The organism is Treponema denticola (assembly GCF_024400535.1).
Lineage (GTDB): Bacteria > Spirochaetota > Spirochaetia > Treponematales > Treponemataceae > Treponema_B > Treponema_B denticola_C.
The window spans coordinates 1,252,709-1,277,991 of the sequence record NZ_CP038800.1; the positions used below are offsets into that span (position 1 = coordinate 1,252,709).

25 protein-coding genes are annotated in these 25,283 nt (G+C 29.4%); all 25 read left to right on the forward strand.

Going from position 1 to position 25,283, the window contains the following annotated elements:
- Positions 1 to 178: 178 nt before the first annotated feature.
- The 25 genes from E4N78_RS05835 (at position 179) to E4N78_RS05955 (ending at position 22,868) form a co-directional block, all read left to right on the forward strand.
- Positions 179 to 568, forward strand: coding sequence for a hypothetical protein (locus tag E4N78_RS05835; protein WP_255812091.1), 390 nt, complete (start codon positions 179 to 181; stop codon positions 566 to 568).
- Between the two features lie 1,127 nt (positions 569 to 1,695).
- The gene (locus tag E4N78_RS05840) at positions 1,696 to 1,974 is read left to right on the forward strand and encodes a hypothetical protein (RefSeq protein WP_002694401.1); all 279 of its coding nucleotides are present in this window, start codon (positions 1,696 to 1,698) and stop codon (positions 1,972 to 1,974) included.
- Positions 1,971 to 2,228, forward strand: a complete 258-nt coding sequence (locus E4N78_RS05845) for a hypothetical protein (protein WP_002672992.1) — start codon at positions 1,971 to 1,973, stop codon at positions 2,226 to 2,228. Before E4N78_RS05840 ends, E4N78_RS05845 begins: the two co-directional genes overlap by 4 nt.
- Before the next feature lie 106 nt (positions 2,229 to 2,334).
- Positions 2,335 to 2,796 (forward strand): hypothetical protein, encoded by a 462-nt coding sequence (locus E4N78_RS05850; RefSeq protein WP_255812092.1) that lies wholly within the window; start codon positions 2,335 to 2,337, stop codon positions 2,794 to 2,796.
- A complete protein-coding gene (locus E4N78_RS05855; RefSeq protein WP_255812093.1) occupies positions 2,766 to 3,626 on the forward strand; it encodes a hypothetical protein in 861 nt (286 codons plus the stop codon). The genes E4N78_RS05850 and E4N78_RS05855 overlap by 31 nt, the downstream gene beginning before the upstream one ends.
- 160 nt (positions 3,627 to 3,786) lie before the next feature.
- On the forward strand, positions 3,787 to 4,089 hold the full coding sequence (locus tag E4N78_RS05860; RefSeq protein WP_255812094.1) for a hypothetical protein: 303 nt from the start codon (positions 3,787 to 3,789) through the stop codon (positions 4,087 to 4,089).
- 368 nt (positions 4,090 to 4,457) lie between these two features.
- Positions 4,458 to 4,775, forward strand: coding sequence for a hypothetical protein (locus tag E4N78_RS05865; protein WP_255804498.1), 318 nt, complete (start codon positions 4,458 to 4,460; stop codon positions 4,773 to 4,775).
- Between the two features lie 186 nt (positions 4,776 to 4,961).
- Entirely contained in the window at positions 4,962 to 5,198 is a 237-nt protein-coding gene (locus E4N78_RS05870; protein WP_255812096.1) for a hypothetical protein, read from the forward strand.
- On the forward strand, positions 5,182 to 5,601 hold the full coding sequence (locus E4N78_RS05875) for a type II toxin-antitoxin system VapC family toxin (RefSeq protein ID WP_255812097.1): 420 nt from the start codon (positions 5,182 to 5,184) through the stop codon (positions 5,599 to 5,601). Before E4N78_RS05870 ends, E4N78_RS05875 begins: the two co-directional genes overlap by 17 nt.
- Before the next feature lie 114 nt (positions 5,602 to 5,715).
- Entirely contained in the window at positions 5,716 to 7,449 is a 1,734-nt protein-coding gene (locus E4N78_RS05880; protein WP_255812098.1) for an AIPR family protein, read from the forward strand.
- Between the two features lie 114 nt (positions 7,450 to 7,563).
- Complete coding sequence (locus tag E4N78_RS05885) at positions 7,564 to 9,063, forward strand: DnaJ domain-containing protein (RefSeq protein WP_255812099.1); 1,500 nt, start codon at positions 7,564 to 7,566, stop codon at positions 9,061 to 9,063.
- Positions 9,064 to 9,066: 3 nt separating this feature from the next.
- Positions 9,067 to 10,002 (forward strand): vWA domain-containing protein, encoded by a 936-nt coding sequence (locus E4N78_RS05890; protein ID WP_255812100.1) that lies wholly within the window; start codon positions 9,067 to 9,069, stop codon positions 10,000 to 10,002.
- A 220-nt stretch (positions 10,003 to 10,222) separates the two neighbouring features.
- Positions 10,223 to 11,410, forward strand: a complete 1,188-nt coding sequence (locus E4N78_RS05895; RefSeq protein WP_255812101.1) for a hypothetical protein — start codon at positions 10,223 to 10,225, stop codon at positions 11,408 to 11,410.
- 364 nt (positions 11,411 to 11,774) lie between these two features.
- Positions 11,775 to 12,335 carry a histidine phosphatase family protein gene (locus E4N78_RS05900; protein ID WP_255812102.1) on the forward strand — a complete coding sequence of 187 codons (561 nt, stop codon included), beginning with the start codon at positions 11,775 to 11,777 and terminating at the stop codon, positions 12,333 to 12,335.
- Between the two features lie 227 nt (positions 12,336 to 12,562).
- Positions 12,563 to 12,745 (forward strand): BrnT family toxin, encoded by a 183-nt coding sequence (locus E4N78_RS13815; RefSeq protein WP_370645012.1) that lies wholly within the window; start codon positions 12,563 to 12,565, stop codon positions 12,743 to 12,745.
- 302 nt (positions 12,746 to 13,047) lie between these two features.
- A complete protein-coding gene (locus E4N78_RS05910; protein ID WP_255812103.1) occupies positions 13,048 to 14,241 on the forward strand; it encodes a hypothetical protein in 1,194 nt (397 codons plus the stop codon).
- A gap of 109 nt (positions 14,242 to 14,350) precedes the next feature.
- Positions 14,351 to 15,220 carry a hypothetical protein gene (locus E4N78_RS05915; RefSeq protein ID WP_255812104.1) on the forward strand — a complete coding sequence of 290 codons (870 nt, stop codon included), beginning with the start codon at positions 14,351 to 14,353 and terminating at the stop codon, positions 15,218 to 15,220.
- A gap of 914 nt (positions 15,221 to 16,134) precedes the next feature.
- Positions 16,135 to 17,163, forward strand: a complete 1,029-nt coding sequence (locus E4N78_RS05920; RefSeq protein ID WP_255812105.1) for a hypothetical protein — start codon at positions 16,135 to 16,137, stop codon at positions 17,161 to 17,163.
- 158 nt (positions 17,164 to 17,321) lie between these two features.
- Complete coding sequence (locus tag E4N78_RS05925; RefSeq protein ID WP_255812106.1) at positions 17,322 to 18,029, forward strand: hypothetical protein; 708 nt, start codon at positions 17,322 to 17,324, stop codon at positions 18,027 to 18,029.
- Between the two features lie 250 nt (positions 18,030 to 18,279).
- On the forward strand, positions 18,280 to 18,810 hold the full coding sequence (locus tag E4N78_RS05930; protein ID WP_010697544.1) for a hypothetical protein: 531 nt from the start codon (positions 18,280 to 18,282) through the stop codon (positions 18,808 to 18,810).
- Between the two features lie 103 nt (positions 18,811 to 18,913).
- Positions 18,914 to 19,099, forward strand: a complete 186-nt coding sequence (locus E4N78_RS05935; protein ID WP_255812108.1) for a hypothetical protein — start codon at positions 18,914 to 18,916, stop codon at positions 19,097 to 19,099.
- 89 nt (positions 19,100 to 19,188) lie between these two features.
- Positions 19,189 to 20,490 (forward strand): hypothetical protein, encoded by a 1,302-nt coding sequence (locus tag E4N78_RS05940; protein ID WP_255812109.1) that lies wholly within the window; start codon positions 19,189 to 19,191, stop codon positions 20,488 to 20,490.
- Between the two features lie 4 nt (positions 20,491 to 20,494).
- The gene (locus E4N78_RS05945; protein WP_255812110.1) at positions 20,495 to 21,451 is read left to right on the forward strand and encodes a hypothetical protein; all 957 of its coding nucleotides are present in this window, start codon (positions 20,495 to 20,497) and stop codon (positions 21,449 to 21,451) included.
- A gap of 117 nt (positions 21,452 to 21,568) precedes the next feature.
- Entirely contained in the window at positions 21,569 to 22,288 is a 720-nt protein-coding gene (locus E4N78_RS05950; protein ID WP_255812111.1) for an HNH endonuclease, read from the forward strand.
- Between the two features lie 187 nt (positions 22,289 to 22,475).
- Positions 22,476 to 22,868 carry a hypothetical protein gene (locus tag E4N78_RS05955; protein WP_255812112.1) on the forward strand — a complete coding sequence of 131 codons (393 nt, stop codon included), beginning with the start codon at positions 22,476 to 22,478 and terminating at the stop codon, positions 22,866 to 22,868.
- Positions 22,869 to 25,283 lie beyond the last annotated feature (2,415 nt).

The window sequence follows — 25,283 nt, forward strand, 5'->3', positions numbered from 1 at the left end:
ACATTTGTTTTGTCACGAAAGTTGCTTGGACGGTCGCCTGCGGCTCCCTTTTTTATGCAACTTTCGCGCCAACTTTGCCGCTGCTATGCGCATCGGCAAAGCCGCAAATGCAGGTTAAGCGGGGCGTTAGACCGACACCTTCGGTGCATGAGGAAAAGAAAAATCAAAGAGGGTTATTATGCTAACTAGACAAAATAAAAGTGATAGATTGTTAAAGTTTAAAGAAAAATATAAAATCAAACAAAAAATAACTAATGAAGAAAAAGCTTTTTCCTCTATAGTATTTATGAAAATGGAATATTTACCAAAATGTTTCGATCATGGAGCTGTATGGAGAAATAAAGATGGTTTTCTTGTTATAGAGATGGAATTATATGATTTTGATAATAAAATAGAAAAAGACTTAAAAATATGGTGTGAAAAATGGAAATTTAGTTATATAAAAGAGAATGAATTGCTCCCATTTAATTGTGAAGACGGTCAAGTAATTATTTTAATTTCAAATTTAAAGTCAAGGAATAAAAAAAACTTGATAAAGCATGGTGTAATAGATAGGTCATTGTTATAAAAAATTAACTAGCAAGATCTCAAAAACTGACAATATCTTTGTAATAATGAATTATAACTATTAAGCAACAGCATTTATTTTATAAATTAAATTATAAAATCTAAATAAATAGCTTAGTTTTTACTAAACTTATATTTTACTATAATGAGTATTTGAGTGAGAGAATGCAAAAGTTTTATCTAAGGATTTTAAATTTATTAAGGGAATCGACGAAATATAAGCCCTTCAGATGGTCTGGTATTTATAATATAACGTAGTTAATTTACATAAAATTTTAGTTTTATAGTAAAGTTTTTAATTTTTAGATTTAATAATCAAAAGCTGTATAGGTTTTAAAAATAAAGGGGCTGTCCAAAAACTTCAGTTTTTGGACAGTTTCCTTAGATTTAGATGCGATGTTTAAAATTAAGTCATTACTGTATAAAGACTTAATTTTAAACTCGAGGGGATGCCGAAAAAGTAACCAACTTTTGAGACATCCCCTTTATGATTTTAAGATAAATATTTTTGATAAAAGATTGATCTTGTAAATAATATAGAATTATAGTTAAAATATATGAATTATTATAAAAGAAATGTAATGGCAAATGATAAAGCTTTATGTAAAATTTAAAGCTTTTTATTTATGAATATTATAGTAAGAAAAAGCAAAATAAGGCAATAATAAAAGTATAATTGTTAATATAAGCGATATAAATAAAAGTGTCTAACACCCGCTTCAACCTGACATTGCGGACAAGCCGCAAATGCAGGTTAAGCGGCAGTTAGACCGATGCCTTCGGCACGATAAACTGTAACTTTGAAAAATAGGGTGTATTTTTTATAAATTAAAACATAAAACCAAAATTAATAGCTTATGTTCTTTGGATAAAGTTATGTTTTATTATAATATCTACTTGTATAAGGAAAATAAAACTTTAATCTTTGAATTTTAAAACTTGTTAAGGAAGTCAACGAGTTAAAAGTCCTTCGGACGGTCATGGTGATTATAATAATTAACTTGTTAAGGAAAACAAAACTTTAGTTTTTGTGTTTTAATATTGTTATGTAATAGTATAAAAATAAAGTTTATTTGTAGTATTAGGTTTATTGTTAAAAAATTGAAAAAGTGATATATTATTTATAGTATGATATTCGATTGGAATAATGAAAAAAATATGATGCTTAAACGAGATAGAAATATATCGTTTGAGCGGATTATTGTGGCAATTGAGCAAGATAATTTATTGGATATTTTAGAGCATCCAAATAAAGAAAAATATCCAAATCAACTTTTGCTTCTTGTAGAAATTGATAGATATGTATATGTAGTTCCTTGTGTACTTGAAAACGATGTTTGTTTTTTGAAAACTATTTTTCCAAGTAGAAAATATACATCGAAATATCTTGATTGGAGAAGAAAATGAATAGTGAAAAAGAGCTGTATGAATCTATAGAAAATGATGAATGGAAATCGGTAAAAAATTTTTATGATCTTAGTAATGATTTTAAAAAAGCAGCCGAAAGTATGCTTATGAAAAGCGAGAAGATAGATATAATGCTTGTCAAGCAAGATATGAATAACCTAAAGGCTAAAGCTTTTGAAGAAGGTATGGAATATGAAGTTTTTGCAGGAAGTATTTTACATAAATATTTAACTGGAAAGCTGATAGAAAGATAAATAATTCAATGCGTCTAACACCCGCTTCAACCTGACATTGCGGATAAGCCGCAAATGCAGGTTAAGCGAATGTTAGATGGACGCCTACGGCGCGAAAGGAAAATAAATGTCAGAATATGAGAAAAGTCTTAAGGTCACCACATCAGAGATAGTCTCTTTATTTGACCGTGCAATTTCTAATGTTCGTGAAGAAATGCGCGATAATCCATATATAACTGAAGCATTACGTGTGCTTCAAGTAAAAGGATATCGTAGTGCAATTGGATGTGTTTGGAATGCTGTTGTTGATGATCTACGAAATAAAATTATATTTAGAAGTATTGATCTATTCAATAAATCAATAACATTAAGACGTCAAGTAAAAACATATGAGGATTTTCAAGATTATGTTAATGATGACGAATTAATAGAAGTGCTTATAAAATTGGTGTTATTAGCTGGGAAGCAAATAAAGTTTTACGACATGCAAAGGAAACTCGACATATTTTTGATGGACATCCTAAAAGTAGCGATCCATCAATTATTAAAGTACTCGCAATGCTGGATGATTGTACTCGTTATGTCCTAAGTGTAGAGTATCCACCACAAATAATAAACATTGATGAATATATCGGAACAATGGGTGAAGCTGGTTTTGATAGAAACCTTGTTTCTATTGAAATAGCCCTTGGAGATTTGCCAGAAGTATATAAAAAAGAATTAGCAAATCGCCTCTATACTATATACATCCGTAATGATACCTCTTCCACACTAAAATCAAATATAGCTTTTGTCGTTCCTATTTTATGGAAGAATCTACTTAAAGAAAATAAAATACAAATAACACGAAGAGTGGATCAAGAAATTGGTCGTGGAGATAAACAGATAACAGATGCAGCTTTTGAGTTTATTAGACTTGTTGATTCAGATCGTTATTTATCAATAACAGCGAGACGATATAAAGTTCAGCCAATTATTCAACAATTGAGTGATAATCTATATAATTTTTCAGCCGAAAACAACTGTATACGTGAGTTACAACCTTATGCTTCCTTTATTCCAGAAGATCTTCTCGAGATTTATATATCCTCTATATCATTAACCTACATTGGTACTGTTGGTACTTCTTCAAGGTATAATAGGACTGATTGGTATGCAGATGTTGCTGCAACAATGATACCATCTATGTTTGAACAATTTGATGACAGAATGTCCCTATTATTTGTAGAATTCGTTAAAACTAATGAAGCACTACTACATAAAATATCTAGACCTACCAAATTACGAAGATTACGAAATTTAGCGATTATTGTTGCTAATAGGATTTCTTCAGCATTTACTGAAAAGGATTTTTTAGAGATCTTAACAAATGAAGAAAAAGAAGAAGAGTTGTTTAAATTACTAAGAAAAAAAGCCTAACACCCGCTTCAACCTTACATTTGTTTTGGCACGAAAGTTGCTTAGGGCGGTCGCTGCTAAAGTAATCCGCAAGATTGATCCTTGGGGCGGAGGATAATAATAAATATAGTATTCAATTAATTTGTGTTTAGCATAAATGAAAGATTAATAGGAGAAGATCATGCCAGCTGGAAAAGATGTAAGACCACATAAGTGGTCAGATGTAATTGACCTCTACGATGACGGTAAGTACGCAGCGATTTGGGGATATTATGATGGAGAATCATCACGATGTCTTGGCGTTAGATGGAATGGTGATGATCCTCATGTTGGTTATCCTAATCAGGGGGGAAATCCGTTATGGTTTATAGAGCCTGATTTTACGACAAAAAATATTTTATTAACATTACTTGATATGGTTAATAAGGATGCAAGTATAGGGAAAATAGAGAATATATTACTTGCATTAAAAGAGTTTGGCTAAAAATTAATATTTATTAAGGAGATTGATTCATATATTTTTGAAATATTAATGGTGGAACTATAATAAACTATTCTGTAAAATAATGCGAAGACAAAGAAAAAGCGAATAGGTTATTCTATTAAAAATAAAATCTAACACCCGCTTCAACCTGACATTTGTTTTGTCACGAAAGTTGCTTAGGGCGGTCATTGCTAGCGCAATTCCCTTTTTTACGCAACTTTCGCGCCAACTTTGCCTTACGCTATACGCGTCGGCAAAGGCATAAATGCAGGTTAAGCGGTAGTTAGGTTGACCTGCCTACGGCAGGCAGGTGCGGAACCGACCTATAACATTTATTCGATCTAAAATAAATTTATAGGAGAAATTTTATGGAGAATGAAGACAATAAACTTGCTGAAAAAGTTGCAGCAGGTACTGGTGCAGCATTAGGTGCTGGTGGTGCGATAGCAGGAGCTGGTGCTGCAATCACAGCAGCAGGAACTGGGGCTGGAGCTGCTGCAATAACATCTGGATTAGCTGCTATTGGTGGTTCAATGTTGGGTGGAATTGCCATTGTTGCTGCTGCTCCGGTAGCGGCGGCTGTTGGACTAGGAGCAGCAGGATACGGAATTGCGAAATCCGTAAAAAATAGAAAGAAATTGGAAGAGGAGAATAGAAAGCTAAAAGAAGAACTTTCCAAGAAATAAGGTTATCTGTAAAAACACAAGTAATATTTTTTCAGATGACTGGTCGATATTTGTAAATCAATATTTATTAATGATTTATAAAATGTATCGTAAATTAAACCTAATGATGCCCTCTAAAAATTGGAATTTTTAGGGGGTACTATAAACTTTATAAGAAATACTTTATAATCAGATTAGGAGGAAAATATGTCTAATCTTGCCTATATGTATTATAATGAATTGGAAACATTAGATTTATCAGACTTAGAAATTCTTTCTGATAAAATAAAATCGTTAATATATATAAAAAAAACGAAAAGCGAAGAACAATCAAAAGAAGGATTGAAATTTTTTAATGGAATAAAGGGTTCTGTAAAAAGCGAAATAAATGCTGATCAAGAATTATTTGGAGCATTGGAAGAAAAATATGAAAATATTAATTGATACAAATATTATCCTTGATTTAATACAGAATAGAGAACCTCATACATACAATGCCTCGATAATTATTAATTCTTGTGTAACAAAGAAAATTGCTGGTTTTATTTCAGCACATTCATTATCAGATTTATTTTTTATTTTAAGAAAGTATAAATCTGTTGAAGAACGAAAATCTTTGATATTAAATTTGTGTATGTTTTTTACGGTTATACAAGAAGGTAAAGATGATTTTATTTCAATATGTAACAACCCGAACTGGAAAGATTTAGAAGATGGTTTGCAAATGAAATGTGCAGAAAAAGAAAAATTAGATTTTATTATAAGTCGTGATAAAGAAAATGGCTTCAATGATTCTCCTGTAAAAATAATAACGCCTGAAGAATTTTTAAAATTATATAAGACCTAACACCCGCTTCAACCTGCCATTGCGGACGAGCCGCAAATGCAGGTTAAGCGAATGTTATACGGACGCCCGCACTGTGGCGCTAGATGAATCATACACTTATAGAGGAAAAAAATAATGAGTTTATTAACAAATGAAATTGAAAAAATTAAAAAAAGTATTACTAACACTCTTCCTGATGATAGAATTTTTTCGTATGTAATATTAAAGAATTTTTGGTTTGAACAAGATCAAGTATCTGACTTTGAAGATTTTGTAACAGATTCAAAAGATGATGGAGGTATTGATTTTGTTTATTTTGACGATGAAAATCAGAGAGTAATAATCGGTCAATCAAAGTATACTTCTTCATTAGAAGCAAATACTGTTCTTGCTGAAATCAATAAAATGTCATCAACTATCGAAAATTTCAAAAAAGGACATACTGGTAATTATAATTCTAAAGTGAAAACAATTTTACAAAATGCATTAGATAGACTTCCTGATGACTCTACAGAAAATATTGACTATTACATATATACTTCTTCAACTATAAATGAACAGAATATCTATAAAAAAATTAAAAATAATATTGACGAAAGAATATATGATAGAATTAATCTTGTTTCTGTTGAATCAATTGAAAGAAAAATTGAAGAAAATATTACTGAAATTCAAACTGTTAATTATGAGAAAATGAAGATTGATAATGCAAATAATTGTCTTAGATATGAAACAGAAAAAACAAAAGGTGTTTTAGTAAATTTGTCATCTATTTCACTAATTAGCTTATATAACAAATATGCAGCAAAAGGTTTGTTTGATCTCAATATTCGTAAATATATAAATAATACTTTAGATAAAGATCGTCCTGAATTTTGGTTTTTAAATAATGGTATTATTATTGCGTGTGACTCTTTTGACATTGATGGTAATACAATAAATCTTGAAAAATTTTCAATAGTTAATGGTGGTCAAACTACATATTTAATAGGAAACTACAAAGGAGCAAATTCAAATGAGTTTTTTATCCCTTGTAAAATCGTTTGTTCAAAGGATCCAAAATATACACTTCAGTTCTATTCCAAAATTGCAGAAGCAACTAATTCCCAAAAACCAATTTTTCAACGAGATATTAAATCAAATTCAAATGAAATGAAACGATTACAAACAATGCTTGATGATAATAATATATATTTAGAAATAAAACGTGGAAAAATCACTTCAAAAAAGAAATATGAATATAAAATAAAAAATGATGAATTAGCTCAATTGATAATGTCATTTGTTTATCAAAAACCTGGAACAGCTAGATCTGGAAAAAAAGAAATTTTTGAAAATCCTGCTTATTATAATCAAATTTTTATGCAAAATTATGACAAAGATCCAGATAGAAAACAATTTATTATTGATCTCATAAAAATGAATTATAGATATATTCAACTTTCAAATAAAATTATTGAAGGACTTGACCCAGGAGAAAAGGAAGTTTTTAAAAATGCCAAGCAAATGCTCTTTGGAATTTTAGGTGCTTTATATAGAATAATTAATAGCGATTTAACTCCACAAAATTTGATTAATGATATTTCTATTATAAGAAGTCAAACTTTTGTTTATGACTCATTTATTTCAAATTATTGTGCAGACGATTTAGATGAAAAATTTATAAACTTAATTACTATAATAGTTCAATGTTTAACAGAAAATTATATTGAATGTGCTAATAGAAATGAATGTTCAAGTGTAAGCAATTTCTTTAAAACAGATAAAAAATATCAAGAAAATATATTACTTAACTTTATAAAGGACTTTGACAGAAAAAAAACTACTCAGAGAGAAATTAATGAGAATGCAATATTCTTAAAAAGGTAATCGTATAACATGCACTTCAAATCGGATGTCGGGTCTACGCCCGCCACCGTTTAAGTGCGTAGTTAGATGTATTTTTTATGATAATAGTTATTACTAAAAATTATGAGGTTGAGGATGTTTGATTTTATAAATAAATTACAAGGTAAACCAACAAAAAAAGAACGCTTAGCTCAAGAAGAAAAAGTAAAAAAAGAACAAGAAAAGCTTGAGCAAAAAATTCGCGAACAAACAATAGATAAAAGTATTGAATTGTCGGTTGGAACTCAAAAGAAAAATCTTGATGTTCAAAAAGATCTGGTGGAATTAACAAAAGAAAATCACGATCTTGCCACAAAAAATTATGAGCTTAATCAGCAAATGAAAATGATGATTGATGAATACGAAAAGCGTGAAGCTCTATTAAAAGAAAAAGAAAATTTATTACATAATCGTGAAAGAGATTTAGAGAGTAAACACAAAGAAGCAGATGAACGCTTTTCGCAAATAAGAAAAGAGGAAATTTTCATTGAAGGTAGAAAAAGCGATTTAAGCAGAAATGAAGATAGAGTAAATAAAAAAGACAGAGACTTAGACCAAGAACGTGAAGATATAAAACAAGAGCGCAAGGATATTAAAGAACGAGAAAAAGAGTCGGATAAAGCAAAAGAAAAATATGAAAATTTAAAAGAAGAATTAGAAAAAGATAAAGAAGAAATAAAACGAGAAAAGGAAGAAACCGAAAGGCTAAATAAGCAAGCTAAAGAATATGAAGCAGAAGCGTCTGCAATTTATGAAAAAGCAAAAGTAATTGATGATGAAATAAAACAAAAAGAAGAAGATTTTGAACGTAAACGAAAAGAAATAGAAGATAGCCTAAACGAAAAAATTGCAGAATACGACCGAAAAATTGCTGAATTAGATATAGCTCGTGAGGCAGTTAAAGACATAAATTTTGATTCAACAGAAGAAGGTAAAACCGCCAAAATAGTTGTTAAAGAAGCAATTCGACAAGCGTTAAAATCTGTGGAAGATATAGAAAAACGATTTACCGAACTTAACGAAAAATATTGTGAAGGTACTTTCAAGGGATTTGCAACTCCAATAGAAGAAATAGATAATTCGTTTAAAGAACTGAAAGCTCAATTTGAACAAATAAAAGCACATGCTGAAGAAAATGAACTTATTGATGATCTTTCTGATTGGATTGATTTTATTGCAGAGTGCATTCTTAAAGCAGATGAAGAAATAAAAAAGTGGGAATTTTCGGAAGGCTACAGAAATATTCTCTTTGGTTTAGCATCATGTAAAAATTATGAACAACTTTTAACAATTTTAAATAGTTGGAGCGGTGGAGCCGAAGAAAATTCCGAAAGTGAAGAAAGTAAAAAGCCTTTTGTAGACTATTATGAGGTTTTAGAAGTGGATGAAAATGCAACAGAAAAAGAAATAAAAAAGGCATATCATAAGCTTTCAAAAAAATACCATCCCGATAAGCAGCATGGTAAAACTGAAGAAGAGAAAGCCGAGGCTGAACAAAAGATGAAAGAACTGAATGAAGCTCAAGAGGTTTTATTGGACAAAAATAAACGACAAAAATTTGATGAAGAAAGAAAAAAACATAAAAATAAGGAGTAAAACATGTCAAAAGAAAAATTAAACTTACCAGCACTTACTGGTAAAAAGGGAATAGCAAAACAATCAGGTGGTGGGGTAAAAAAAATTAGTTCGCTCAATCTATCGAAAAAAGTGGCGGTAGATAATATTTTGAAAGAAGAAGGCTCAACACTACAAGAGGAGTTGATAGATAAAAATAGAGGCTTAGATTTAATTTTAGTTGGCGATTTAACTACATCAATGACAAATTATCACGAATTATTGAAAAGAAAATTTAAAGAGTTGTGTATTGAAATGTTTAAACTGATAGAAAATTTGCGAATTGGAATAATTTTTTATTTGGACTATGACGAAGGGTTACCTTATATCACATCAGTATGTCAACCTTGTTCAGATATTGAAAAACTAGCTAACTTTATAGAGACAACACCTGTTTTGCGCAGTGGAAATAGTACTGATGATGAAGCAGTTGAAGAAGCCTTACATGATCTATTGCAAAACATACGTTGGAAAGAATTGCATAATCGTTCTGTTGTTTTGTTTGGTGACGCGAGCCCTCATGAACAGTATAATTGCCCTAAAAAACGCGATTTTTGGGAATTAACAAAAAGCTTGTATCATGCAAATACAACAATAAACAGTGTGTTTTGTGGTCATGGTAGAAAAATGCAAAACTATCCAATAGAGATTGGCGATTTTGACACGCCTATTGAATATTTAGTTGCTAATCAATTTTTTTCATGGATTGCAAATGTTACTGGAGGTATGGCAATAAATATTGAAAATGTTGATGATTTAATTGATATCATTATTACTTCGGCAGCTAAAGATGCAGGCAAACTCGCTGACTTGGAAGCAAAAGTAAAAGCAGAACCCAGAAAACTCAATCTTATAAAAATCGCCAAAGAGGCTGAAAGCCGAAAAATATCTTACACCAAAAATAGAAAACTATTGGAATAGATACTGTTTATAGTAGATGAGAAGTATTTTATAGTAATTTTCATTAAAAATCAGATAGTTATTGAAAAAATATCTAACACCCGCTTCAACACTGACATTGCCTTTACGGCAATGCAGGTTAAGCGAATGTTAGACTTTTTGGGTTAAAATATATATGGCAATATAAAGCAAGTACTAAAAGATATGTATATTGAATATATAGAAGCAGAAGGTAGATTGAATGTTAAATAAAAAGCTAATGGAATACTTTCATAAATATTTTATAGAAGAAAGAAAATATATAGATAGGATTGAAGCTGGTGATTTTAGTTCATGTGAATTGCCTGGTTTTTCATATAAGCTTTTTTCAGATAAAAACAGCATTCTTATTCAGGAAATTATTCCTAATATTAGAGAAAACACGACCGAATATGAGAAAGATATTAAAAATTCTTTTTTTAAATATTTAGATGAGTGCATATATGAAAATAATCGAAAAATAAAAGAAACGAAAGAAAACTACAAAAGTAATTTATCTGAATTTAAAGATAATAACTTAAGATTAGGCATATTAATTAAACCTTATCAAGAGGAAATCGATATATTCAACGAACTTAAAAAAATTAATACTGTTACTGAAATAATTACATACTATACTAATTATTTTGAAAAAATTAAAAATAATGGATACTGTGATGAGGATGCTGATATCTATGCGTATTATAGAATTTTTGAGAACTTATATAGACTCTACAAATTGGAAAAAGAGCCTGAACTTGATTACACTTCTCCCAATAAACTAGAAAATATTTATTCAAATAACGGTATATCTTTATTTGAAAACGACAAAATGTATTCCCAATGGAATTTGTTAACATTCAATCCGAAATATATGACAATAAAGGAGCTTAATCCACCTAGAATATATGATAAACGAATTAATTCATTGATATATCCTAAAAATATGAATTTAGAGTCTTTAAAATTAATAAAAAACAGTATTGCTACTAAAGAAATTGTTGACTTTTCATTTAGACCAAATTACTTTTCAGTAGGCGAAAATCAAGAAGATGGTGCTTATTCTATGGAAGAACTTGAATTTGGAAAGAAAATCGAATTATCTAATTTAAATGAAAATATCGTGTCAAAGTTATATTCTACGGAATTTGATACGCTGTGGGTCAAAAAGGAAAATAATGAAATTATTTTTGAAGAGTTGCCAAATAAAGAACGGTATTATCATGATGATAGTATTGTTTTTACAAGGATGGTCCATCTTGTATTTTTTCAAAATGAGAATTGCTGTTTTATAAAGCACATAGATTATGAGCTGATATATTATTCTATAGATGAGTATATCGCTAGGTTGGATGATGTAAAGCAAAAAGGAACTATAAAGAAAAGAAACAAAATATTCAAATATAGATAATTCCCGTATACCATTATTAAAAGATAAGGATACTGATTTTTTGATACACATATTATATACATATTTTGAATTTGAAGAACTAATTACTGAGTATTTTGAAAAAATTTAAAATTATAAGTAACTTATAAGACAATAATTAGAGAACTCACAAAATTTTTGATTTAAAGATAAAAATCAAATATGAACAGATATTCATAGTATTATTCATGCTTATTACAAAATAAAAAGGAAGCAGACAACTATTCCTAGAAAAATAGTTATTGATTCTCAAAAGTCTAACACTCGCTTCAACCTGACATTGCGGACAAGCCGCAAATGCAGGTCAAGCGAATGTTAGGTGGACGCTTCGCGCCAGGAGTTAAAATTGACAGTTATTTACTTTATTCGTCATGCTCAGTCTGATATCAGTATAAAAGAGAATAGAAATCGACCTTTAACAAATAAAGGGAAAAAAGATGCTGATAAATTAAAAAATATTTTTAGAGAAATTAATATTAATAGTATTATTTCAAGCCCGTATGTAAGAAGTATTCAGACGATAATGCCTCTATCAGAAATGAAAAATATTCAAATTGAATTATATGAGGATTTACGAGAAAAAAAATCTAGTGTTTGGTTTGATAGAATTGAAGAATTTCAAGAATATGTAAAAAAGCAATGGAGTGATTTTAATTATAGTATGAATCAAAATGAAACATTGAATGAAGTACAGCGTAGAAATATAAATGTATTATTTAATATATTAAACACAAAAACTGGAAAGACAGTTTTGATCGGAACGCATGGAACAGCATTATGTACAATTTTGAATTATTTTGATAAAAAATATGGGTATGAATATTTTTTAGAAATTGCTGGAAAAATGCCTCATATTGTAAAAATAACATTTGAGAATAATAAAGCAATAGAAATAAGCGAAATATAAACATACAATCAAATTTAATAAAGTAAAAATATAAGAAAAGGTATCAGATCTTTTTATATCAATAATAGTTATGTTTGACAAATGGCTTAAAATAATTATAATATAATTATGGAACTTAAATTTGAATGAGATTCCTAAAAAAGTAGAAACAAATCTAAAAAAGCATAAAGTTTCTTTCGAAGAAGCTCAGGTTTTTTTACACTCCAAATTCATTTTTAGTATCAGATATGGAACATTCGACTGAAAAGGATAGGTTTATTATTTTAAGATTAAGTAATAAATCAAAAATGCTCGTTGTATGTCATTGTTATCGAGAGAGTGATGAAGTTATAAGAATAATTTCTGCGAGAGAAACAATAACTAATGAAAAGAAACAATATGAAGAAAAGAAAAGTGAAAGAAGAATATGATTTTTCAAATGCAATAAAAATCCATATATTGGAAGTCTATCAAAACAGCAGATAACAATTAATCTTGATAATATCGTAATTGAATATTTTAAGAATATGTCCATAGAAACAGGGATGCTATATCAAAATATTATAAATTACTATTTACTCAATTGTGTAAATAAAAAAAGTATTTGCAGGTTTCTTTTGCAAAATAAAATTACCTAACACCCGCTTCAACCTGACATTGCGGACGAGCCGCAAATGCAGGTTAAGCGGCAGTTAGGTTGATGCCGCAATGCGGCACTTAAGAGGAGATTAAAATGATTAAGAAAATTAGAGATGAATTATTACAAACAGTCTCACACCTCTCAAATAATGAAATACAATCTATGCGAACAGATTATTTTTCAGCGATGAAAAGTACTGAACTCAAAAAAAAATATAAAATTACTTCATATAAGTTTTCATTGGGAAAATGTCATTATGTTTTCCCATTAAAAGAAACAAAAGAAATTTGTCCTAATTGTGGGGAAAAACTTTTCTTGTTAGAAAATCCACGCGATGATTTAAGAAGTTCTAATGATAATGTATTATTTTGTGAAGCTTGTGATCATGAAGAAACTTCATCTTGTGATTGCAATTTTTGTACAGAAATTCGAAAAGATTTGAAAAAAATAGAGTTAGAACGTAAAAGAAAATTCATTTATGAACGAATAGATTTTGATAATTTTGTTCCAATCTCACTTAAAAAATTAACATATAGAGAAAAATTTCTATTAGGAACACTTATTCAAGCTGGTATAGAAGATGATTTCAAAACTCTAAAGCCTTTTTCTGCCTGTTCAATGCAAATTTTCCCATCCGATGAAGAATTGAATTCAGTTTTGAATGAGTTAAAATTAAAGCATTTATTAGAATTCTCACCAAGATCACAATTGAACTGGTTTGAACCAGATTATGAAAATAACAACTTTCAATACTATTGGAAAAATGTGCAGTTTCAAATAAATATAAAAGAAATTGATGAAAATCCTACCATTACTCGGGAGTTTCTAAATCCCCAAGATTGGATGCTTAGTTACCCTAAAAATGATCCCACTATATGGGAGGAAATTGTATATTGGGAAGCATTGTCTTTATTTAATTATATTCTTGACTATTTTAATATAAGTTATGAAATCGGCAAAGAAACAGAGGTGTTTTTCTGGACAGTTACAAAACAACTTCCTCTTGCAGTTGTTTATAGCATAATTTATCAATCAGGCAAAAATATTGCAGCTTATTCAAGAACGAATCAATGCCCTAAATATATTGCTTATAATTCGATCCTTCAAAATATGCGATCAAAAAGAGATAAAATAATTGCAGGGCAGTTTCAACGTTGGGAATATAATCGACCAGATAAGGAGTGTCCACAATCGATAGTTTCGCAATATTATTTTAATACAATACTAAAAATTTGTGAAAACTATTGGAAGATGTTACCTCTGGATTTTTTTTCGATAGAGAAATAAACCTAACACCCACTTCAACCTGACATTGCGGGCAAGCCGCAAATGCAGGTTAAGCGAATGTTAGATTGACTCCGCTTTTGCGGAGCCGAAGAGGGGGGATTTAGTAGTTATGGATGTTGCTAGAGATAGAAAAACAGGTGAAATAGTATCCTCTGATGAACTTTTATTGTTACAGAACGTTGATAATCAAGGATATTCTTGTATTGGATGTTCTGTAAAAGCAACTCCATGTTCATATGCAAAACATAATAAAAAAAGACCTTACTTTAGATTTGATGAAAATATTGTACATGACGCTGACTGTTTTATTGTTGAAGATAAATATCAACATTTCAAGTCAGAAGGAAGAAACATTGAGGGATATCCTAATTCATATCCAAATAAAATGGTAATTAAAAATGAAACGATAAAAAAACTATCATCAATATCAGGAAAAGGTTTACCTAAAATTGGAAATAATTTAAATGAAAAAGAACATAAACCATCATCTCATAACTATAGTGTAAATACATTATTTCCAATTATAAAAACGTATTTGCGTACACGAAAAGAATATCATTCAATTCTACAATTAAGTATACCAGAAATTGTTGGAGAAAATTATTCTGAGGTTATTTGGTCTTTGCCAAATGAAATTAAGTTTTTGGCGAAAAAAATTAGATATTCAAAAATATATTTACCAAAGCCATATAAATTAACAGACGATATTTTAGAAATTAATTTATTGCAAGGAAAATGGGAAAATAATAAATCTGTAAAATTATATAAACTAGTAATAGATATAAAGAAATGGTCAGTAAATAAAATTGAGTATATTACACGACAGATTGAAAGTGCTATCAACGAACATAACGAAGAAACCACGAAGAATGTTTATGCGTTTTTTATTGGTAATCAATATGACAGTGAAAGATTGGAAGTAATTACAATTAATAAGTATAATTTTTTTTGTTGTATAGCTCATGAAAAATTTATCTAACACCCGCTTCAACGCTGACATTGCCTTTGCGGCAATGCAGGTTAAGCGGAAGTTAGACCGATGCCTTCGGCACGATAAACTGTAACTTTGAAAAATAGGGTGTATTTTTTATAAATTAAAACATAAAACCAAAATTAATAGCTTATGTTCTTTGGATAAAGTTATGTTTTATTATAATATCTACTTGTATAAGGAAAATAAAACTTTAATCTTTGAATTTTAAAACTTGTTAAGGAAGTCAACGAGTTAAAAGTCCTTCGGACGGTCATGGTGATTATAATAATTAACTTGTTAAGGAAAACTAAAGTTTTATCTAAGTATTTTAAACTAGCTAAGGAAATCAACAAAATAAAAGTCCTGCGGACGGTCATGGTGATTATAATAATTAACTTGTTAAAGAAAATAAAGTTTTAGTTTTGATTTTAATGATTTAGTAATTAAAAAGCTGTATAGTTAAAAAATAAAGTTTTATTGTTAAGAATAAGTTTATAATTTTAAGATGATATTATTTATAAAAGGTTTGTTTTATAAATAATATAGAATTATAGTTAAATTAATAGTTTTTAATATATGCATTAAATAATATGAAAGTTGGATATGCAAATAATAAAGCTTTGTATTAAAATTTTAAGTTTTTTATTTATTAAATATTGTAATAAAAAGCTAAATAGTGTAAAATTAAAAGCGTAATTGTTAATATTAAGTTATATAAATAAAATAAAAGTGTCTAACACGCAGTTCAAGACTGACAAAACCCGCTCTGAAGAGCGGCCGGCTAAACGCCGGTACGTTTTGCAGCTTAACTGCATGTTAGATGGACATTTTTAGTGCAAAACTTCTATAACTATACCTAATTTAATTATAACTTTATTTTAACCCAAATTAGTATATTCTAATAATACAGGAGTATAATTATGAGTGCTGATTTTGAAGTATACTCATGCACTGAAATAAATTTTTCATTCGGTGATTTGTTAGCAGAGTTCAAAAAAAACATAAAAAACTTTTTTTTAAAAAATGATATACATATTGACTTTAATGTTTCTGCAGGAATTTATAACAGCAAAACGGAACATAATAAAATAGTTACTAATAGCATGTCTTTTAGAATGCCTGAAGAAAATGAAACACTATGGATTGGTTATAACTTTACAGTTTGCGGTGAAAGAATTGCCGATTTTACACACATTGATTTTTATCCATTCGAAAATGATGAATGCATCACATCAGATTATGTGTTTGATGAGAAACAGCACATGATTTCGGATATTGAAAAGCGTATGCCACATATTATAAATGCAGGCGGTTTTTTTAATTTTGATGGGCGTGCTTGGCCTGCTTACGGATTTGCAGCTGCCGCATTTGCAAAGCTAACGGACGGAGTTATTTTTTCAGGTACAGGAGCATGGTCTTATTCAAAGTTTCCATGCCTTGCAGATGATTTCTTAAAATTTTATTTTAATGTTGACGATTCTTCAAATGACGAAAGTGACATTATTGAAGCAAAATGGTATTTCAAAAATATAAAAACATATGACTATGTTATTAATGGAAAAATACAAACATATGCGAATGTAAAATATGATATATATAAGCTATATGTCGTAAGATTGTTTTTAGATATGAATTATGATATAAAACCTAGTCCATATGATTTAAACTCATATACTAAATATGCAGAAATTAATGGCAATACAACATCATTACATTTTTTTAACGAATATTTACCGATGAAAATAGATAGTATAATTGATTCTGTAAATCGAAGTAAAAATATTTCGTCCATTTGTATAATTGATAATAGTTCTATTTTTTTAGATGAAAGATATATTGAACGAATAAAACTGAAATTATCCACACTAACAAAAGGAGGAAAAAAATATAGACGAAGGTTACAAACTGTTTATCTTGTTGCTGGAGAGGAAGTTTTTGGTTTTAAGTAATATGTATAGTATTGAGATTAATTATATTATAATACGCAACCGTTGCATTTTCTATTTGAATGTGGACATCTAACACCCGCTTCAACCTGACATTGCAGACAAGCCGCAAATGCAGGTTAAGCGAATGTTAGGTTGACACCTTCGGCGCAGGAGATAAAATGAAAAAAAAATTTATTTTAATTACATTAATGTTAGTGTTGATTTCAAATGTCTTTGCAGAAAAAAATATTATTTCTGTATTCAAAGATTCAAAAAATGTAATTGATTTAAAAAAATATCTGGAAGACGGATTAAAAGAATTAAATATAGATATTACAAAAGAAATTCCAAAAGAAAATATATCTATAATAAATTATATTTTAAAATTTACTTATGAAAATAATATTCATAAAATGAGAAATGAAAATGACAATGTAGTCTATACAAAAGAAACTGGTGAAGAAGCAGTTTTCAATAAAAATGGTGATTTAGTTACTAATGATTGGAATCAGGGTTCTTTTAATTATGGAAAATATGAGCAACCAATTAATAAGTTTTTACTTGATATATGGCCATGGTTAGTTTGGGGAAATACGAAAAATGATCCTACAACATTTGATGAAAGATTTTATTATTATTGTATGGATTTAGATCCTGGAATTCAGGAATATATTTTTTTAGAAGATAAATCACTATTAGAAAAAATAGAATATTCGGAATTAAAAGAAGAAGAAAAACTTGTATATCATTTTTTCAACTATCTATTCTTTAATGAAAAATTTAAATATAAATTAGATGAGAGAAATATTAAAAAATATAAAAAAAGTGCAGAAAATTATTGGAAATATTTATCCCAAATAATGGAGCTCAGTGGATATAAACAATAATGCCTAACATCCGCTTCAACCTGACATTGCGGACAAGCCGCAAATGCAGGTTAAGCGAATGTTAGACGGATGCCTTACGGCACGATAAACTGTAACTTTGAAAATAGTATGTATTTTTATAAATTAAAGCTTAAAACCCAAATTAATAGCTTGGTTTTTTGAATAAAGTTATGTTTTATTATAATGGCTATTTGAATAAGGAAAAATAAACTTTTATCTAAGTGTTTTTTAACTTGTTAAGGGGATATAAATGAGAAAAATGATTAGAATTTGTGTTATATTTTTGAGTTGTATTATACTACCTGGCATCATTGGAGGTCTTACTAATTTAATAAACTCTATTGTAAGTCCGGACTACTTTATTAAAATAATGCATTGGGAAAGTATAAAAAATATTATACAAACAGCGATAGCTCAAGGTATATATCAAGGAATAATACAGGGAATGTTTTTTTCATTAGTATTTTCTTGTGTTTATATTATTTCAAACAAAGCAGAATTAGCTGTTGTTTCAAGCATAAAATGGATTTTATTTATGGGTCTTATAACAATCGCACTTTGGGTGCTAGGTGGAATTATTGCGATATTATTATCAGTTCTCAGTCCTGAATTTTATAAAAAAACATTTATTGGAGTTCCGGATGAATTTGGAGCAATGATACGCTATGCATGGGTAGGAGGCTCAATTTGGGGCGTTTCTTTTGGTGGAATATTAGTAATGATAATTGGTACAATAATGTTTAGAAATAATTATAAACAGATTAAAGATAAAAAATATTAAAAATCGTCTAACACCCGCTTCAACCTGACATTGCGGACAAGCCGCAAATGCAGGTTAAGCGGAAGTTATGTGGACTGCCCACTGGGCAGCGAGTAGGAAAAAAATGGAAACTGAAGTTCTGACAAAGTTTAAATATGAAACATCTGATGAAAAAGATTTTGACAATTTTGAAATAGAATATGAAATATTACCAGCGTTTGAAAAAGAGAAATTAGATCCAAGAATAACTGATATAGAAAAAAAATTGCTGAAATTGATGCACAATCAGAAGAGCTTTATTCAAAGATAGAATCACTTAATTCTGAAATTGAACGTCTAACAAATCATGCAGATGTATTAGATTATCTTGTAGCGGTTGTCTCAGGAATAATTGCCGGCATGGTAGACAGTTGTCTTGTTGGAGAAACTGAAATAAACAAAGATAAAATTCAAGAAACGCTTGAGAACAAATATCATACGGCAAATGACAACGGATTTACGCATAAAACAAAAGATGGTCATCAGGTTGACAGTCCAATGTATCACAGATTAGATGATTTAGCCCATCATCCTACTCTTTTAGGGCTAGTAGCATCAATTTTATCAAGATATTTACGTCTTGTTATATTTATAGATGGCACAGACGGTAAACCACATATTTTTTTCTCAGATACAAGTTCAGGCATCACAAAAAAAAGAGAAATTAAAGATTTAATGCAAGCCTGGGTTGGAGCAGTTATTGGAGGAATTTGTTTATGGTTAGTTCATGTTGCAGAAAAAAAATATGAAGAAATAAATGATGAAGAAATGCCTAAACCTCTAAAGAAAATAGTAAGAACAATTGGTTCTATGCCAATGATAATTGAGATCTTAAAAGCTGTTGATGTTTGGGCTGGGCATATGATGAGTGATGTTTCTACATCTCAAGGTATTCCAGGTATTTTTTTGTCATTATTAAAAGAACTCTCCGTGTTACCGTTTTTACGTAATACAAATTTCAAAGTAAAAGTAGATAAACTTTATCGTAAAGGTAATAATAATCTAAGTGAATGGGGAGGCGTTGTTTTTACAGCTGCAAAAAAACAAGCTATTCCAGTTTTAATCAATGAAACTATCACAAGAAGCTTTTATTTTGTTCGTCATCTCATTGAAGAGTATAAGGAACATAATGAGTGGAAATCTATAAATTGGGAAAATGTTATTCCGTTTAGAAACAGAACTATTGTTAGAATGCTAACAATTTCTTCAGGAACATTTACTGCAATAGATTTGGCAGATGCAGCTATTCGTTCCGCAATAGAAGCAGGTCCGCCAACGACACCTGCTTTTTGGAGTAAATTTGTTCTAAAAGTAAACTTCGTTGGTGTAGGAAGATTTGTTATTGCAGTTGGAACAGATATCGGAATGGGAATAAAACGGCAAAAACTTATAAAAGAAAGAATGCAATACAGAAGTGAAAACGGAATGTTGCAAATTGCTAAATTGTTTTATATGCAAGAAGGAATGTGGATTGAAGCTATAGACACAGAAAAAACAATGAATGACCTATGCGATACCGCAGAAAATTCAATACTGTATTTTATGGATTCATTCAATGATATTTCTAAAAGCATTGACAATATGGATAATTATATTTCAGATGTAAAAGAAAAAAATCCAAAATTGATTGAAGATATGAAAGATATTTTGGAATGGGGGTAAAATTATGGAAAATAATGAATTAATTGAAATTGAATCAGAAAATGGAATTGTGTCTGTAAACACTAATGATATTCCTGACATTATTTCTGGAAGAATAGAAGATATTTCTCAGTTTGAAAAAGAAGTTGAAAATTCAGAATCAAGTGCTAAAGCAGCCATGGAATATGTCGGCACACAAATGACTCGATATGAAGAAAAAGGTAAATGGATTTTTAAACATCGTTCTGGGAATACTAAAGACATAATAAAGGACACTCAAGAAGCGGTAGAGCGACTTGCCTCTGCACAACAAGTGAGTGTGAATGCTCTAAAAAAGTCTTTTGAGTTTCAGAAAAAACTTGCAGAAACGGCAAAATACCTTTTTGAACTCGGTTGTGCAAATATAACTGTAAACAGAATAGCTGTTAGGGCAATTGAACAAAAACTTAATGGAGCAAGCAAAGAAGAACTGTCAGAACTTGCACGTCAAGAAATGCTTGCTGTTGTTCGTCAGTTAAAGGAACAAGAGGATATTCTAAAAAAACAAGAATTCCTTACCTCAAAAGTAAAAAAAAATGTTTCACGTTTAAATAAAAAAGACAAACTTGATAAAGAGCAGTCAGAAAGAATTGCTTCGTTAAGCAATGAGAATAAAGAACAAAATAAAAAATTATCTGGCATTCATAATTCGCTGTTAGAAAAAGAAAGAATAGACGCAGAACAATCTCAGCGATTAGAAGAATTGGGGGCTTTGATTGAAAATAAAAACTCGATCGATGAAAAGCAAGAAGCCGCAATAACTGCAAATACGGAAGCAATAAAGGTTCTTGTTGAATATACAAAGCAAAAAGATATTATTGACAAGCAGCAATCAGAAGAAATAGAAGTTTTAAAAAAATCCTCTCGAAGAAAACTTTGCATAGTTGCTATTTCAGTTTCTGTTGTGGCTATAATCTGTAGTATTGTAAGCATTATGTTATAATTTGTAAAATAATCACATAACACCGTTTTCAAAGCCGACAACACGGACAAGCCGTGTTGCGGTTTAAAACAATGTTAGAACGACCCTGCGGGCGACAGAAAACTGGGAGTAATATTTATGTCTAAAATAACGGATAAAATGATTAAGTACTCGTATGAGTTTGCGAAAGATGTTTATAATGGAAAAATCTCAATCAATGATGCTGTTAAAGTATTATCAACAAAATACTCAATGAAGGAAACGTCTGCAAAAGATTATATAAATAATTATAAATATATGAGACTTGCTCATAAGTACGCACGTACAATGAATGAAGCAGCAACAAAATATTTCTTGGATAGTATTTATCAAGAAGATGGTCAATCAGAACTGAAGAAAGCATTAATATCAGTATTCGGTCATTTGGATTATTATGAATCACTTGGACATGGAAAATTAAATGGAATAAGGCGAATATATGAGCAATATAGTAAATTAATTAGCGATGCTGATTTGACACTCTATCCAGAAGAAGAAGAAGAAAATATTTATAAAGAGGGAAAAGCAAAACAAGTTTATGTAAATATATATGAACGTGATCAAAATGCTCGAAAAAAATGTATTGAATATTACGGTTACAAATGTTGTGTTTGTGGAATGTTACTTTCAGATAAATATGGGGCAATAGGTCGAGATTTTATACATATTCATCATATTAAAGCATTGTCCTCAATAAAAAAGGAATATACTGTTGATCCGATTACTGATTTAAGACCTGTATGTCCTAATTGCCATGCGATGATTCATAGAAGAGTACCGCCATATTCAATTGAAGAATTAAAAGAAATAATTAAGTAGTGTGACTTTAAGAAAAATTCTTCTAACACCCGCTTCAACCTGACATTGCCTTTACGGCAATGCAGGTTAAGCGGAAGTTAGATTGACCTGCCTTGTGGCAGGCAGGTGCAGAACCAACTAAAACATCATTTTCGACTTCAAAATACTAATGTTCTTGCAAATAAGAAATGCAAGAAAGGAGTTTGAAATGAAGACAAAATTTTTTGTTAGAGTGACAAGTGTTATTCTGATTTTAAGTCTTATGGTTGGAAGTTTTATGAGTTGTAATCAAGGCAATAATCCGCAGCAAGGAAATACTGGCGGCGGAAACTCACAAAAAAGTCTTGATGGAATTTTATGTACAAACGGAGACTATTATTATTTTTCTGGAGGAACTATTTATGACGTTGAAATTTCAGGTTCATCACCAACTAAACGCATAGCTGGCAATTATGTTGGGACTGAATGTAATTTTGGTGGTGGTAATAAGCTCATTGCAACAGTTACTTCAGATACGGTTATACTTAATGGGACTACGTGGACTATAATTAAAAACGATACATTGGTTCAACTTGTCGCAAATGCACCGGTATCGCCATAATTAGTATTATTTTGCAAAATCAGGAAAGTTCTGCTTTCTGGTTTTGCGACATGAAATGTATTTTGAAGTAATTTTGCCTATTAGTATGGTTGTGGAAAACTGGTAAATCAATAATGTTGTTCATAGAAAATAAAATAAAACTTTTATCTAAGTATTTTAAGACTTATTAAGGACATCAACGAAATAAAAGTCCTTCGGACGGTCGTGGTAATTATAATAAATATTTGTTAATGAAAATAAAATTTTAGCTTTATAGTAAAATTATTGATTTTTTTAATTTAATAATGAAAAGCGGTATATTTAAAAATTAAAGTCTTATAGTTAAGAATAAGCTTATAAATTTAAGATAATATTATTTATAAAAGATTGGTTTTGTAAATAATATAGAATTATAGTTAAATTGATATTTTTTAATATATGCGTTAAGTAATATGAAAGTTTGATATGCAAATAATAAAGCTTTATAGTAAAATTTTAAGTTTTTTATTTATAAATGTATAGTAATAAAAAGCAAAATAGAGTAAAATTAAAATCGTATTTTTTAATATAAGAGAGATAAGAAAAGTAAAAATCTAACACCCGCTTCAACCTGACATTTGTTTTGTCACGAAAGTTGCTTAAAGTGCCTATACGGCACCACAACTTTCGCGCCAACTTTGCCGCCGCTTTGCGCGACGGTAAAGGCACAAATGCAGATTAAGCGGATGTTATGTGGACAAGCTAACCGCTTGCGGAAAGACTTGTGCGGAACCGACCTATAACATTTATTTCGATCTAAAAATAAATTTATAGGAAAAAAGAGGGAGAAAATTGAAAACTATACTTAATATTTTTTCTAGAGGATTTATCGGATTGTATGCAATTCTGACTCTTATTGCAGTGATTGCAGAAATTAAGGGGATAGGTTTTAAAACTGTTCACTTGCTGTATTTTGTCGGATCTATTTTGTTGATTTCGGCTGCGGTTACGAATCTACCATGGCTTGTATATCTTTCTTTAGTGTTAATGATTCCATTAGTAATTTTTACCGGTTATGTGGCTGGGAATTTAGAATGGTCTCATATTATAGTTCGCATATTGATTACATTACTATTGTCTTTACTATACAGATACTCAATTTGCTGAGTAAGTAGAAAAAAATGTAAAATAATTTTTTTTAATATGTATGATGATAATCAAGTTTTGGATATTTAGCTAAAAGAGTGGGGGCGAGAATTTAATCGAACTATTAAGATATAAAAGTTTTGCTTATAATTTTATTTAAAAGGGAAATTGAAAATTAACACATAACGCCCGCTTCAACCTGACATTGCGGACAAGCCGCAAATGCAGGTTAAGCGAATGTTAGACCGATGCCTTCGGCACGATAAACTGTAACTTTGAAAAATTGGGTGTGTATTTTTTGTAAATTAAAGCTTAAAACCCAAATTAAAAGCTAGTTTCTTTGATTAAAGTTGTGCTTTAATATAATATTTACTTGATTAAGGAAAATAGAACTTTTATCTTAGGATTTTAAACTCGTTCAGAAAATCTACGAATAAAAGTCCTTCGGACGGTCATGGTGATTATAATAATTAACTTAGTAAGGAAAATAAACCTTGTATCTTAGGTTTTTTAAACTAGCTAAGGAAATCTACAAATAAAAGTCCTTCGGACGGTCATGGTAATTATAATAAATATTTGCTAAGTAAAATAAAATTTTAGCCTTATAGTAAAATTATTGATTTTTTTTTTAATTTAACGATGAAAAGCGGTATAGTTAAAATTAAAGCCTTATTGTTAAGAATAAGCTTATAATTTTAAGATAATATTATTTATAAAAGATTAGTTTTGTAAATAATATAGAATTATAGTTAAATTAATGGTTTTTAATATATGCATTAAGTGATGTAAAGTTGGATATGCAAATAATAAAGCTTTATAGTAAAATTTTAAGTTTTTTTTATTTATTAAATATTGTAATAAAAAGCAAAATAGTGTAAAACTAAAAGCCTATTTGTTAATATTAAGTTATATAAATAAAATAAAAGTGTCTAACACGCAGTTCAAGACTGACAAAACCCGCTCTGAAGAGCGGCCGGCTAAACGCCGGTACGTTTTGCAGCTTAACTGCATGTTAGACGGATGCCTAACGGCACGATAAACTGTAACTTAGAAAAATGTGATATATTTTTATAAATTAAGGCTTAAAACCAAAATTAATAACTTCGTTTTTTGATTAAAGTTATGTTTTATCATAATGACTAATTGAGTAAAAAAAAGTAAACTTTTATCCAAGTGTTTTTTAACTTATTAAGGAAATCAACGAACTAAAAGTCCTTCGGATGGTCATAGAGAGCTCTTTATTTACAATTAGTAAAAAATATGAGAGTTTAATCCACTTGACATCTTATAAGTATTTTAAGATAATTATTT

Coding starts and splice junctions, on each gene's coding strand:
- E4N78_RS05860 (WP_255812094.1), top strand. CDS start 3,787: ATGCCAGCTGGAAAAGATGTAAGACCACATAAGTGGTCAGATGTAATT.
- E4N78_RS05930 (WP_010697544.1), top strand. CDS start 18,280: ATGAGAAAAATGATTAGAATTTGTGTTATATTTTTGAGTTGTATTATA.
- E4N78_RS05925 (WP_255812106.1), top strand. CDS start 17,322: ATGAAAAAAAAATTTATTTTAATTACATTAATGTTAGTGTTGATTTCA.
- E4N78_RS05840 (WP_002694401.1), top strand. CDS start 1,696: ATGATATTCGATTGGAATAATGAAAAAAATATGATGCTTAAACGAGAT.
- E4N78_RS05835 (WP_255812091.1), top strand. CDS start 179: ATGCTAACTAGACAAAATAAAAGTGATAGATTGTTAAAGTTTAAAGAA.
- E4N78_RS05870 (WP_255812096.1), top strand. CDS start 4,962: ATGTCTAATCTTGCCTATATGTATTATAATGAATTGGAAACATTAGAT.
- E4N78_RS05920 (WP_255812105.1), top strand. CDS start 16,135: ATGAGTGCTGATTTTGAAGTATACTCATGCACTGAAATAAATTTTTCA.
- E4N78_RS05855 (WP_255812093.1), top strand. CDS start 2,766: ATGCTGGATGATTGTACTCGTTATGTCCTAAGTGTAGAGTATCCACCA.
- E4N78_RS05910 (WP_255812103.1), top strand. CDS start 13,048: ATGATTAAGAAAATTAGAGATGAATTATTACAAACAGTCTCACACCTC.
- E4N78_RS05915 (WP_255812104.1), top strand. CDS start 14,351: ATGGATGTTGCTAGAGATAGAAAAACAGGTGAAATAGTATCCTCTGAT.
- E4N78_RS05890 (WP_255812100.1), top strand. CDS start 9,067: ATGTCAAAAGAAAAATTAAACTTACCAGCACTTACTGGTAAAAAGGGA.
- E4N78_RS05940 (WP_255812109.1), top strand. CDS start 19,189: ATGGTAGACAGTTGTCTTGTTGGAGAAACTGAAATAAACAAAGATAAA.
- E4N78_RS05945 (WP_255812110.1), top strand. CDS start 20,495: ATGGAAAATAATGAATTAATTGAAATTGAATCAGAAAATGGAATTGTG.
- E4N78_RS05935 (WP_255812108.1), top strand. CDS start 18,914: ATGGAAACTGAAGTTCTGACAAAGTTTAAATATGAAACATCTGATGAA.
- E4N78_RS05845 (WP_002672992.1), top strand. CDS start 1,971: ATGAATAGTGAAAAAGAGCTGTATGAATCTATAGAAAATGATGAATGG.
- E4N78_RS05880 (WP_255812098.1), top strand. CDS start 5,716: ATGAGTTTATTAACAAATGAAATTGAAAAAATTAAAAAAAGTATTACT.
- E4N78_RS05950 (WP_255812111.1), top strand. CDS start 21,569: ATGTCTAAAATAACGGATAAAATGATTAAGTACTCGTATGAGTTTGCG.
- E4N78_RS05885 (WP_255812099.1), top strand. CDS start 7,564: ATGTTTGATTTTATAAATAAATTACAAGGTAAACCAACAAAAAAAGAA.
- E4N78_RS05875 (WP_255812097.1), top strand. CDS start 5,182: ATGAAAATATTAATTGATACAAATATTATCCTTGATTTAATACAGAAT.
- E4N78_RS13815 (WP_370645012.1), top strand. CDS start 12,563: ATGGAACATTCGACTGAAAAGGATAGGTTTATTATTTTAAGATTAAGT.
- E4N78_RS05895 (WP_255812101.1), top strand. CDS start 10,223: ATGTTAAATAAAAAGCTAATGGAATACTTTCATAAATATTTTATAGAA.
- E4N78_RS05955 (WP_255812112.1), top strand. CDS start 22,476: ATGAAGACAAAATTTTTTGTTAGAGTGACAAGTGTTATTCTGATTTTA.
- E4N78_RS05865 (WP_255804498.1), top strand. CDS start 4,458: ATGGAGAATGAAGACAATAAACTTGCTGAAAAAGTTGCAGCAGGTACT.
- E4N78_RS05850 (WP_255812092.1), top strand. CDS start 2,335: ATGTCAGAATATGAGAAAAGTCTTAAGGTCACCACATCAGAGATAGTC.